General features: G+C 63.1%; 12 protein-coding genes. 6 read left to right on the forward strand and 6 right to left on the reverse strand.

The window, feature by feature from the left end:
• Positions 1–11 precede the first annotated feature (11 nt).
• A complete protein-coding gene (locus B5T_RS02445; protein ID WP_014992868.1) occupies positions 12–374 on the reverse strand; it encodes a response regulator in 363 nt (120 codons plus the stop codon).
• A 232-nt stretch (positions 375–606) separates the two neighbouring features.
• On the opposite strand from B5T_RS02445, the gene ompR reads away from it, so the two are divergent.
• Positions 607–1,317: an osmolarity response regulator transcription factor OmpR gene (ompR, locus tag B5T_RS02450; RefSeq protein ID WP_014992869.1), complete on the forward strand. Its 711-nt coding sequence runs from the start codon at positions 607–609 to the stop codon at positions 1,315–1,317.
• Positions 1,318–1,418: 101 nt separating this feature from the next.
• Positions 1,419–2,738 (forward strand): ATP-binding protein, encoded by a 1,320-nt coding sequence (locus tag B5T_RS02455; RefSeq protein WP_014992870.1) that lies wholly within the window; start codon positions 1,419–1,421, stop codon positions 2,736–2,738.
• Here B5T_RS02455 and B5T_RS02460 read toward each other — a convergent pair.
• Positions 2,735–3,919, reverse strand: a complete 1,185-nt coding sequence (locus B5T_RS02460; protein WP_014992871.1) for an MFS transporter — start codon at positions 3,917–3,919, stop codon at positions 2,735–2,737. The genes B5T_RS02455 and B5T_RS02460 overlap by 4 nt on opposite strands.
• Positions 3,920–4,123: 204 nt before the next feature.
• On the opposite strand from B5T_RS02460, the gene B5T_RS02465 reads away from it, so the two are divergent.
• A complete protein-coding gene (locus B5T_RS02465) occupies positions 4,124–4,609 on the forward strand; it encodes a YcxB family protein (RefSeq protein ID WP_014992872.1) in 486 nt (161 codons plus the stop codon).
• A gap of 17 nt (positions 4,610–4,626) precedes the next feature.
• Here B5T_RS02465 and B5T_RS02470 read toward each other — a convergent pair whose 3' ends face one another.
• The gene (locus tag B5T_RS02470) at positions 4,627–5,586 is read right to left on the reverse strand and encodes a hypothetical protein (RefSeq protein ID WP_014992873.1); all 960 of its coding nucleotides are present in this window, start codon (positions 5,584–5,586) and stop codon (positions 4,627–4,629) included.
• A gap of 116 nt (positions 5,587–5,702) precedes the next feature.
• Between B5T_RS02470 and ilvD the strand changes: the two genes are divergently transcribed.
• Positions 5,703–7,379 carry a dihydroxy-acid dehydratase gene (gene ilvD, locus B5T_RS02475; protein WP_014992874.1) on the forward strand — a complete coding sequence of 559 codons (1,677 nt, stop codon included), beginning with the start codon at positions 5,703–5,705 and terminating at the stop codon, positions 7,377–7,379.
• 235 nt (positions 7,380–7,614) lie between these two features.
• Here ilvD and B5T_RS02480 read toward each other — a convergent pair whose 3' ends face one another.
• A complete protein-coding gene (locus B5T_RS02480; protein ID WP_014992875.1) occupies positions 7,615–8,055 on the reverse strand; it encodes a carboxymuconolactone decarboxylase family protein in 441 nt (146 codons plus the stop codon).
• Between the two features lie 22 nt (positions 8,056–8,077).
• Complete coding sequence (locus B5T_RS02485) at positions 8,078–8,518, reverse strand: carboxymuconolactone decarboxylase family protein (RefSeq protein WP_014992876.1); 441 nt, start codon at positions 8,516–8,518, stop codon at positions 8,078–8,080.
• Between the two features lie 123 nt (positions 8,519–8,641).
• On the opposite strand from B5T_RS02485, the gene pdxR reads away from it, so the two are divergent.
• Complete coding sequence (gene pdxR, locus B5T_RS02490; RefSeq protein WP_014992877.1) at positions 8,642–10,042, forward strand: MocR-like pyridoxine biosynthesis transcription factor PdxR; 1,401 nt, start codon at positions 8,642–8,644, stop codon at positions 10,040–10,042.
• 41 nt (positions 10,043–10,083) lie between these two features.
• Complete coding sequence (locus B5T_RS02495) at positions 10,084–10,878, forward strand: VOC family protein (RefSeq protein WP_014992878.1); 795 nt, start codon at positions 10,084–10,086, stop codon at positions 10,876–10,878.
• Positions 10,879–10,927: 49 nt separating this feature from the next.
• Here the strand turns inward: B5T_RS02495 and B5T_RS02500 are convergent, their stop codons facing one another.
• Complete coding sequence (locus tag B5T_RS02500; protein WP_014992879.1) at positions 10,928–12,043, reverse strand: PQQ-dependent sugar dehydrogenase; 1,116 nt, start codon at positions 12,041–12,043, stop codon at positions 10,928–10,930.
• Between the last annotated feature and the right edge of the window lie 65 nt (positions 12,044–12,108).

A 12,108-nucleotide genomic window follows, 5' to 3' on the forward strand; every position in this document is an offset into this window, starting at 1 on the left:
ATCGCCGCGAATCAGCGCAGAACCCGGTCGATTTCCGCCAGTAGCTCCGCTTCCCTGGGGGGCTTGACGATGTAGCCGGAGGCGCCCTGGCGCTCGCCCCAGACTTTGTCGGTCTCCTGATCCTTGGTGGTCACCAGGATCACCGGAATGCCTCCCAGCTCCGCGTCCCGGGTGATCTTGCGGGTGGCCTGGAAGCCATTCAGTTCCGGCATCACCACGTCCATCAGAATCAGGTCCGGGCGTTCGCTGCGCGCCCGTTCGATGCCCTCCACGCCGTTCACCGCGGTGATCACCTGATGCCCCTGCCCCTCAACGATCTTCGCCAGATTGGTGAGCTGGGTGGGTGAATCGTCCACCACCAGTATCTTGGCCATGCGTGTTATCCCCCCTGAAAACGGCATTTTGACAAAATGATAGCAGCCCGTCCGGCAAAGGTAAGCTGATGAAAAACGTCAGCCGGGTGCCGTTTCCGGTCAGGCCGGAGGTCGGCCAGGTACCGACAGTAATCTTTATATACAATCTTAATCATCGTAAAACTTGCCCGCCGTCACAGTGACGGGTATGAGACGGGGGCATCTGGCAGTTAAAAACGATTCGGGAAGCCTCATGAGCGAACAAGTGGACAAGATTCTGGTGGTGGACGATGACGCCCGCCTGCGCGGCCTGCTGCAACGGTTCCTCGAGGAGCAGGGCTACGCGGTGAAAGCGGTGGCGGACGCCGAGCAGATGGACCGGGCCTTGTCCCGGGAGATCTACTCGCTGATGGTGCTGGATCTGATGCTGCCCGGCGAGGACGGCTTGTCGATCTGCCGGCGTCTGCGCGAGAGCGAGAACACTCTGCCGATCATCATGCTCACCGCCAAGGGCGATGACGCCGAGCGTATCGAAGGGCTGGACGCCGGTGCCGACGATTACCTGCCCAAACCGTTCAATCCGAAGGAGTTGAGCGCGCGCATCCGCGCGGTGCTGCGCCGTCACGTGCGCGAAGTGCCCGGGGCGCCGAGCAAGGCGGAAGGCAGGGTGGACTTCGGGCCCTGGACACTGGACCTGTCCAGCCGCACGCTGAGCCGTGACGGTGAGCCGCAGGCGCTGACCACCGGTGAATTCGCCGTGCTCAAGGCGCTGATCCTGCATCAGCGGGAGCCGCTGACCCGGGACAAGCTGATGAGCCTGGCCCGGGGGCGGGAATGGTCCGCCATGGAGCGTTCCATTGACGTGCAGGTGTCGCGGCTGCGCCGCCTATTGGAGGAGGATCCCTCCAAGCCCCGCTATATCCAGACCGTATGGGGCGTGGGTTATGTGTTCGTGCCGGACTGAAATAATTCGCTTGCAGCGGCCCGCCGCCCGGACCAAGCGCCTGCGGCGGCTTCGTGGCCCTTCGTGAACACCGCCCTGGCAGCGCGCTGGAATGAGACCCTATGCCCAAACTTTATCCCCGCACCGCCTTTTTCCGCGCTGCCCTGATCGTCGGGCTGGTGATCGGCCTGAGCCAGGCGATCACCCTGTGGTTTTTCGCCCGTAACGCCTATCTTCCAGGTATCCGCGAGTACGCCCGGCTCACCGCCTTGCAAGCGGAACTGATCTTCGAGGAGGGCGCCGACGGCGACGTTCTGGAGTGGCGTCTGGGCGCCACCACCGGTATTGGCGTGGGGACGCCGCCGAGCTTGCGCGAACCGGACAGCCTGTTGCTGACGCGGCCGGTGGTGAACCAGTTCGGCGATGAATTGGCGGAGCTGCTGGACGAGCCGGTGACGGTCCGTCTGGAGGACGCCCGCCAGCCGGTGCTGTGGGTCAGCGCGCCGTCGTTCGAGGGCACCTGGCTGCGCGTGCCGATGGTGTTCTTCCGCGACTATGATCGTTACCTGCTGCTGGGCTGGGGTGTCACCGTACCGCTGTTGGCGGTGATCGGTGGCTTGCTGATCGCCCGCAGCCTGAACCGGCCGCTGCGCCGGCTGGCTCGGGTCGCGCTTAAAGTCGGCCGGGGGGAAGCGGTGCCGGTGCTGGACGACACCATCGGTCCCACCGAGATCCAGGCGGTGAACCGCGCCTTCAATCGCATGACCCGGGATCTGCAACAGGCGCAGCGGGACCGGGCGCTGCTGCTGGCGGGGGTATCCCACGATTTGCGCACGCCGCTGACCCGGCTGCGCCTGTCCGCTGAGTTTCTCGACGACGAGGAGCTGTCTCAGGGCATCATCGCCGACATCGAGGACATGGACGCGATCCTCGAGCAGTTCATTGCCTTCATTCGCGATGGCGCCGATGAGCAGCCTTCCTACGAAAGCCTTAACGCGCTGATCGAGGAAGTGTGCGGCAAATACCCGGCGGAGCAGCTCCGCGTCACTCTGGCGGAGGTGCCGCGCCTGATGCTCAAGCGGCTCACCGCCAAGCGCATGCTCACCAATCTGATCACCAACGCGCTCAAATACGGCGCCGCGCCGGTGGAGATCCACACCATGGTGGATGATAACGCGGTGTTGCTGATTGTCCGCGACCACGGGCGCGGCGTGCGCGAGGAGGACATTCCCATGCTGTTGCAGCCGTTCTCCCGTGGCGAGAAGGCGCGCACGCTCAGCGGCAGCGGCCTGGGCCTGGCCATCGTCAAGCGTATCGTCGACATGCACCACGGCCAGATGGCGCTGGACAACCACCCGGAAGGTGGCCTGCAGGTGCGTATCCGCTTCCCGGTCACCGGCCAACTGGTGCAGCCGGAGACCCTCTCCGCCGGGGTGCGCTAGGCGCCACGTTTCTCCACCGCGCGGCCGGCGAAGAACACCAGCAGGCCGCCCAGGGCCAGAGCGGTGCCCACCAGGCCGGTGGTGGACCAGGGCAGGTCGCCGCGGGTTGCGACGCCGGCCAGCCAGGCGCCGAGGGCGTTGGCCAGGTTGAAGGCGGCATGGTTGAGGGAAGCGGCCATGGTCTGGCCGTCGCCGGCCACATCCATCAGCCGCGTCTGCAGCGCCGGACCGAGCGCCATGCTGGTGCCCACCAGACCCACGAACAGCAGTCCCCACCACATGGAATTGGCGGCAACGAAGAACAGTCCCTGGATCACCGCGCACCAGATCAGAATGCCGGGGATGGATTTCATCAGATTGCCGTCGGCGGCGCGGGCGCCGGCCAGGGTGCCGAGGATGGTGCCGATACCGAAGATGGCCAGCACCAGCGGGCCCAGGGATTCGTCCATGCCGGCCTGCTCGGTGAGCGTGGGCATCACATAGCTGAACACCGCGAACATGCCGCCGAAGCCGATGCTGGCGATGCCCAGGGTGAACAACACCCGGTGTTTGAGCAGCGCGGACAATTCACGCAGCGGGCTGGCGTGGGGATCCACCGGTTGCACCGGCACGAAAATCCGCACCATCAGCGCGGTGAGCAGCGCGATGGCGCCGACCCCGGCGAACGCCACCGGCCAGCCGAACTGATTGCCGGCCCAGGTGCCCAGAGGGGCGCCCAACAGGATCGCCACGGTAAGGCCGGTCATCACCCGGGCCACCGCTCTGGCCCGTTGATGAAACGGCACCGCCGAGGCGGCGACCAGGGCGGCGACGCCGAAGTAGGCGCCGTGAGGCAAACCGGCGATGAACCTTAGCGCCACGAAGGACCAGAAACCGGGGGCCAACGCGCTGGCCAGATTGCCCAGCGCGAACACCAGCATCAGTATGATCAACAAGGCACGGCGCGGCACCCGGGCCGCCAGGGTGGAGATGATGGGCGCGCCCACCACCACGCCCATGGCGTAGCTGCTGATGGCGTAGCCCACGTCTTGCGGGTCCACCTGCAGATCCAGGGCGACCCGGTTGAGCAGGCCCATGATCACGAATTCCCCGGTGCCGATACCGAAGCCACCCAGCGCCAGCGCCAGTTCGGCGATGCGCGGGTGTCTGGCCATGGCGGCCTTGGGTTGCTGGACGGACATGCGCGCTCCTCGCTGCCGCGGCAAATAAAAAGCCGCCGAGAGAAATCGGCGGCCAGGAATGAGGTATGGGAAGACGTCTATTTTGACAGATTGGTTCCTAAACAGAAGAAAAGATTTTGTTTATGGTCATAATGAGTAAATCCAATGCGCTAACCGGATGGTTCCGATAGGGGCCGAGTTGATAAAAGGAGCAAAGCACCCGCCATGGAAGCGAATTACACCATCACCGAGGATGATTATGTCCGCGCCACGAAACTGTTCACCCGCCTGACGCCTAAATCGATGGCGGTTTTCGGGCTGGTCGTGGCGGTACTGGTCGTGCTGATGTTATTCGGCTCACCGGTGGTACGGGGGGCGGCGATGGGTGGCCTGATCGGCGGCGGCGTGATGTTCTTGCTGGGGCGTTTCGTCATCAACCCGCTCTTGTGCCGGCGCCATTATCGAAGCTACAAAGCGATTCAGGAGCCCACCACGATGACCCTGATGGACGACGGGATCCGCTTCGAGGCGGAGAGTGGCACCGCCATGGTGAGCTGGGACAAGATACTCAAGTGGCGCCACAACGACCGCTATATTCTCATCTATCCAATGCCGCGCCTGTACTACATCGTGCCCAAGGCGGCCGGGCCCGGATTCGACCCGGCGCTTCTGATCAAGGCGTTGAGTGCCCGTGTTGGCAGCGCGCGCTGAATCTCGAAGGCTCTACTCTAGCCGCCGAGTAAGGTGAACAGCACAGGCAAACCGAACGCCAATAGCAGACTGATTGCCAACCCCAGCATCGCTTTCATGGCATCCGACATCACCACGCGTGCGGTTTCCCGCGTCGAGGGGGTGAACATATGCATGGAAATGGCGAACTCCCGACCCGCCAGCAACCCCAGGAACACCCAGGTGGTGGACATGGGGATACTGCTCATCTCCTTGAACACAAACAGAATGATGGCGTAGATGAAATCGATGATGGTGGCCGCGCGGATGTCCACGGTACCGGTCTTGGTGGTGACGATGCGCTGGATGGTGCCGCCAGCGGTCTTGAAGATCCAGGCATGCAGGACCAGCAGCACCACCAGTGACAGGAAAAACTGCAGACCGTCCAGCTCCCGGGGCAGGTAGGCATAGATGTTGGCCAGATCCTGAATCAACCATTGGCTCCACAGGAAGCCGGTGGAGGCCCACTGCAATGCGACCCAATAGGAAGGCACCGGCTTGCCGTAGGTGCGGTCGAAATACTCGGTCAGATGCCGGATCACGAACCGGTAGGTGAACAACGCGACGATGAATGCCACGGCGTAACCGAGCCCTGATTTGCTCAGCATCGATTGCACGTTGCCGGCGGCGAATACCGACAACACCAGGAAGGTCGTGCTCACCGGTATGCCGTAACGGGTAAGAATCAGGATCGCCAGCGGCGGGATCACATAAAGCCAGGTGATGCCCTGTTCGGGCATGGGGAACTTCGCCAGACGGCCATAGGCCGGATCGCCGCCGTGGCTGAACCAGCCATACAGCAGCACGATCACCAGAATGGTACTGGCGAAGGCCCACAGCAGCCACCAGGGGCGATGATGGTTGGAGGAAATGAACGTGCCCAGGGTTTGGATGGCGTCGTTGGCGACAATGGAATACGCCGCCAGTAAGAAGCCCGCCACCATCAGAATATCGCCCATACTCTCGTTCCTTATGAATAGGGTTTGCCGACCAGCCTGTTCCCGATTGTTTACGACTCTATGACGTGGCGGTAAAAACGTTATGCTGGAGCCAGTCCGTGATCAGGAGAACAACGATGAACGAAGACAAACGCCGCCGTTATTCCGCGCCGGTGGTGGACGGCATTGCCAAGGCGCCGAGTCGGGCCATGTTGCGTGCCACCGGATTCACCGATGAGGATTTCGTCAAGCCGCAGGTGGGTATCGCGTCTACTTGGAGCCGGGTCACGCCTTGCAACATGCATATCGACGGCCTCGCCCGGGAGGCCGGTGCCGGCGCCGACGCCGCCGGTGGCAAGAGCGTGATCTTCAACACCATCACCATTTCCGATGGCATCGCCAATGGCACCGAGGGCATGAAGTACTCCCTGGTTTCCCGTGAGGTGATCGCCGACTCCATTGAAACCGTGGCCGGTTGCGAAGGCTTTGATGGGCTGGTGGCCATCGGTGGCTGCGACAAGAACATGCCCGGCTGCCTGATGGGGCTGGCACGGCTTAACCGGCCCTCGGTGTTCGTTTATGGCGGCACCATCCAGCCCGGTCCCGGCCACACCGATCTGATTTCCGTGTTCGAGGCGGTGGGGGCCTACACCAAGGGGGACAAGCGTCTGATCGAGGTGGAGCAGGTGGAGAAAGTGGCGGTGCCCGGCCCTGGTTCCTGTGGCGGTATGTACACCGCCAACACCATGGCCAGCGCCATCGAGGCATTGGGCATGAGCCTGCCGGGCAGCTCCGCCCAGAACGCCGTATCCGAGGACAAACTGGCCGATTGCCGGGCCGCCGGTGCCGCCGTGCTGGACCTGTTGGAACGGGACATCAAACCCAGCGATATTCTGACCCGGGAAGCGTTCGAGAACGCCATCACCGTGGTCATCGCCCTGGCCGGTTCCACCAATGCCGTGCTCCATTTGATGGCCATGGCCCATACCATCGGCGTGCCGTTGAGCCTGGAAGACTTCACCCGCATTGGTAAAAGGGTGCCGGTGCTGGCGGACGTGCGCCCCAGCGGGCATTACCTGATGAGCGAACTGGTGGCCATTGGCGGCATTCAGCCGCTGATGAAAACGCTGCTGGAGGAGGGGTTGTTGCACGGTGATTGCCTGACCGTCACCGGTCGCACCCTGGCGGAGAATCTGGCCGATGTGGCGCCCTATCCCGACGAGCAGAACATCATCCGTGCGCTGGATAACCCGATCAAGAAAGACAGCCATCTGCGTATTCTCTACGGCAACCTGGCGCCGACCGGCGCGGTGGCCAAGATCACCGGTCACGAGGGCACTCACTTCAGTGGCAAGGCACGGGTATTCGCCTCCGAGGAGGACGCCACTGCTGGCGTCATGGAAGGCACGGTGGTGGCCGGCGACGTGGTGGTGATCCGCTACGAAGGCCCGCGCGGCGGCCCGGGCATGCGTGAAATGCTGACACCCACTTCGGCGATCATGGGGCGCGGTTTGGGCAACGACGTGGCGCTGATCACCGATGGCCGTTTTTCCGGGGGCAGCCACGGCTTCGTGGTGGGCCACATTACCCCCGAGGCACAGGAAGGCGGCCCGATTGCCCTGGTGGAGGACGGCGACGAAATCGTCATCGACGCGGAGCACAATACCATCACCTTGAACGTTTCCGAACAGGCGATGATCGACCGTCATGCCCGCTGGCAGGCACCGGCACCGCGCTATACCCGCGGCGTGTTGGCCAAGTATGCCCGCACCGTGGGCTCGGCTTCCCAGGGCGCGGTGACCGACGGCGATTAACACGCGACACGCTTGCACGCTGGCACGCCATGCTTGCCAGGCCAGAGTAAGACGGAAAGGTCTGATTGCTCGGGAAGTGAGTAATCGCTGGTACGCAGGCACACAAACACGCCGACATGCTATTTAGTGTTGCCGCCAGGTTTAGCGTGCAAGCGTGTTGCGTGTAAGCGTGCCAGCGCATTGTGGAGCCCCCCAGGCCCCTTCCATGCAAGGAAGGGCAGAGATCTCCTTTATATCAATCCGGTGCGCGTCGGAACCCCACGCCGAAACGATTCAGCATGTTGATCACGCCGATCACGTAAGTGAGATCGGTGCATTCCTTCTCGGTGAACTGATCCGCCAGCGCCCGGTAAAGCGCCTCGTCATCGTGGTCGGCGTCGCTGAGGCGGGTCAGGTGGTCGGTCCAGGCCAGGGCGGCCCTTTCCCGCTGGCTGAACCAGGGTGCTTCGTGCCAGCCCGGCAGGGTATCCAGCACTTCGTTGGGAATACCCCGGTTGCGGGCATCCGCCGCGTGCATGGACATGCAAAACAGACAGCCGTTGATCTGCGAGGCACGCAGTTTCACCAGCTCCACCAGACGATGTTCCAGACCGGTGGCATCGATGACTTTTTGCGTGGCGAACACCGCCTTCATGGTGTCCGGTGAGGCGTTGTAGAAATCGAAGCGGGCTTTCATCGTTATCTCCTGAACAAGAGTGTTATTCCGGCTCGTGGCGGAAGCCGACGTTGAACCGGTTCCACATGTTGATGACGCCGATGGCGTAGGTCAGATCGGTGCGCTCTTTTTCGCTGAAGTGCGCGGCCAACTGGTCGTATTCCGCCTCGTCGTCGCGATGGCCTTCGCCGAGGCGGGTGAGGTGGTCGGTCCAGGCCAGAGCGGCCCGTTCCCGTTCGCTGAACCAGGGCGCTTCGCGCCAGCCGGACACGGTATCTAGGACTTCATTGGGAACGCCGGCGGCGCGGGCATCGCGGGCATGCATTTGGAGGCAGAAGGCGCAGCCATTGATCTGCGAGGCGCGCAGCTTGACCAGTTCCAGCAGCCGGTGATCCAGGCCGGTGTTCTCGATCACTTCCGAGGTGCCGAGCATGGCTTTCATGGTGGCCGGCGACGCGGTGAAAAAGTTGATACGGGCTTTCATGGGGCTCTCCTGATTTCTTTTGATCAAACAAGCCGGGTGGCAAAGAGGTTGAAAAGCCGGTTCAGATTAGGGCTGAATTGGAAGGTCTGGCAGATCCAATTTGAACGATTTTGGGAGACCAATTTGCAAATCCATCTACCGCTGAGTGGCACCGGCACGGTACCCCAGCGGCTCTACCGCGACCTGCGCTTGGCTCTGGCGGAGGGCCGTCTGGCCCCCGGCGAGCGGTTGCCACCCAGCCGCGCATTGGCGGCGGAGCTGGGTATCGCCCGGCAGGCGGTGGTGGATACCTATGAACGTTTGGTTGCCGAGGGCTTTTTTGAAGCGCGCCGGGGTGCCGGAACCTTTGTCCGTCGGCTGCCACCGGTGGTGACCGGCGAACAGGTGGAACCGGGAGTGGGGCCGGGCCGGCACTGGCGTCCGTTACCTGTATGGGGAGACCGGGAGGCGCCGCGGCGCTATAACTTCGCCGGTGGCGTGACCGACCGGCGTTTGCTGCCGATGACGGATTGGCGTCGGGCGGTGATGCGTGCGCTGCGTGAGGAAGCCCGGGATCGCACCCTGCAGGGCGAGTGCCAGGGGTACCTCGGTTTGCGCGAAGGGATCTCCCATTACCTGGGTTACAGTCGCGGTTTGCCGTGCGCGGCGGACGAAGTAATGGTCACCCAGGGGGCCATGCAGGGGATGGATTTGCTATCCCGGGTGCGGATCGTGCCGGGAGCGGTGGTGGCGGTGGAGGAGCCGGGCTATCCGCCGGCGCGCTGGGTGTTTGAATCCTATGGCGCCCGTGTGGTGGGGGTGCCGGTGGATGAGCAGGGGTTGTGCGTGGACCAGGTGCCGGAGGCGGCTTCGATGATCTATGTGACGCCTTCCCACCAGTTTCCCCTGGGCATGCCGATGACCCTGGAACGGCGGCTGCAATTGCTGGACTTCGTTCGCGGGCGTGACGTGCTGATCGTCGAGGACGATTACGATGGTGAGTTCCGCTTCGACGGCCGTTCCCTGGAAGCGCTCAAGAGTCTGGACCGGCACCAGCAGGTGGTGTATCTCGGCTCATTCTCCAAGGTGCTGCATGCGGATCTGAGACTCGGCTACATGATCATGCCGAAGGGGCTGCAAGCAGCGCTGCGCCAGGCCAAGAGCCTGACCGACGGGCGCGCGCCCAATCTGATGCAAAAAGCTCTGGCCAATCTGATTGAGGAGGGCGCTTTCGCCCGGCACCTGCGCCGCATGCAGAGGCTTTATCAGCGGCGGCGGCAGCGACTGCTGGAGGCACTGGCGCAACGGCCGGATCTGTGGAACTGTCTGCCTCAGGTGGCCGGAATTCATTTGACGCTGGAATTCCGGCAATCGGTGGACAAGCTGGAAGCCCGGTTGCTCGGAGCGGGCATAAACGCGGAAGATCTCGGGGGCTTTCACGCTTCGTCCGAAGGGACGAAGGGACTGCTGATCGGCTTCGGTATGATTGATGACGAGGACATTGAGGTCGGCGTGCGCGCGCTGGCGCGGGCCTTATCGGCTTAAGCTCCGGGGCGTCGGAGCCCGCGGATCAAGGAGAATAATGAATGAGCTATCTTCGCTTCCGTCAGTTGTGTTTGGCGGCCCGCCAGTTGGAGCCCGTGGTGGAGGATCTGGCCGAGGTTTTCGGCATCCAGGTCTGTCATCGGGATCCGGCGGTGCAGGCGTTCGGTCTGCACAATGCGTTGTTGCCGGTGGGCAATACCTTCATCGAAGTGGTGGCGCCGGTTCGCGAGGACACCACCGCCGGCCGCTTTCTGCAACGCCGGGGCGGTGACAGCGGCTACATGGTGATTCTCGATACCGACGATGTGGACCGCTGGGGCCCCCATGTGGATGCGCAAGGCGTGCGGGTGGCCGCTTTTCTCGGGCACGGTGACTATCGGGGCATGCAACTGCATCCCAAGGATCTGGGCGGCACTCTGCTGGAAATCAATCACACCCGTTACGGTGAATCTCTGGACGGCCCCTATAATCCGGCCGGGCCGGATTGGCAGAGTTTCGTTAACACTGACCGGGTGGAACGCATCGTCGGGGTCGAGTTGCAGGGCGGAGAATCGGAGGCCATGGCGCGCCGCTGGGGAAGCCTGTTGCGCCGGCCGGTGGAGAATAGTGGAGAAAGCAGCGGCGAAGGCCAGCAGGTCACACTGGACAATGCCTATCTGCATTTCGTCGGTGATCGGGATGGACGCGGTGAAGGATTGAGTGGCGTGGATATCCTGGTGAATGACCTGGAGGCCATCAAGGAGCGCGCTCTTGAGCGTGGCCTGCCGGTGGACCAAAGCCAGGTCAGCATTGGTGGCGTCCGTTTCCACCTGGTTCATTCCGAAGCCTTGAACTGATCCGTTGGCGCACGGCCGCGACGGGATCGGCTGTGATCAAGGGTGGCGGTCAGTCCGTTTCCACCCGGAGCAGTTGTCCGTCATTGCTGTCGGTGAGCACATACAGGTAACCCTCCGGGCCCTGGCGCACATCACGAATACGTTGCTCGCGCTGCTGCAGGTAACGCACTTCCTGCTTCGGCGTCTCGCCCTCAAATCGCACCCGGTTCAGATGCGTCAATTTAAGCGCGCCGGATAACGCATCGCCCCGCCATTGCGGATAGCGGTCGCCACTGACGAAAGCGAAACCGGAAGGGGCAATGGAGGGCACCCAGTAGTGCAGCGGTTGGGCCAGACCTTCCCGGCGGGTCTCGCCGATGGCGGGGCCGTAATATTCGCGGCCGTAGGTGATTTCCGGCCAGCCGTAGTTCACTCCCGGTTGTACCGCGTTGATTTCATCGCCGCCGCGCGGGCCATGTTCGTTGAGCCAGGGCTGACGGGTGTCGGGGTGTAACGCCAGGCCCTGGGGGTTTCGATGCCCCCAACTCCAGATTTCCGCGCGGCCGTTGCCGCCGTTGGCGAACGGATTACCGCTGGCGGCGGCGCCATCCTGATCCAGACGCAACACACTGCCCGCATGATCGCCGGTGTCCTGGGCCCGCTGTCGCTGTCCCCGGTCGCCGATGGTGAGAAACAGATGGCCGTCGTCATCGAACAGCAGCCGTCCACCAAAGTGCTGGCCGGTATCACTGCAGGCGTCGGCCACCAGCACATCACGGAAGCCGTGTAATTTTCCGTCACGATATTCGCCGTGTCCCACCGCGGTGGTGGCGCCACCGTCACAGGCTTTGGCGTAGCTCAGATACAGCCGCCGGTTATCCTCGAAGCGGGGGTGAGGCAGCACATCGAACAGGCCGCCCTGGCCCCGGGCCACCACGGCGGGAACGCCGGGGACCGGTTCCTTCATCAGCACACCATCATGGAAACGGCGCAACGTGCCGCCCCTTTCGGTAATCAGAAATTCGCCTCCGGGGAGGAAGGCCAGGGACCAGGGATGCTCGAGCCCTTGAGCGAGAACGGTGACGGTGAGCGGCGCTCCGCTTTCCGGGGTAATGGGGGAGGTGGCGTCGGCGCAGCCGCTGAGCAAAGCAAAGAAGGTAAACGCCGGGAAGCAACGGAACAACATGACGGAGAGTCCTGGCTGAAAGGCCCGGTCAGCTTAGCGGGATGGAGGGCGGCAAAAAAGTGCCA

The sequence above is a fragment of the Alloalcanivorax dieselolei B5 genome (assembly GCF_000300005.1).
Taxonomy (GTDB): domain Bacteria; phylum Pseudomonadota; class Gammaproteobacteria; order Pseudomonadales; family Alcanivoracaceae; genus Alloalcanivorax; species Alloalcanivorax dieselolei.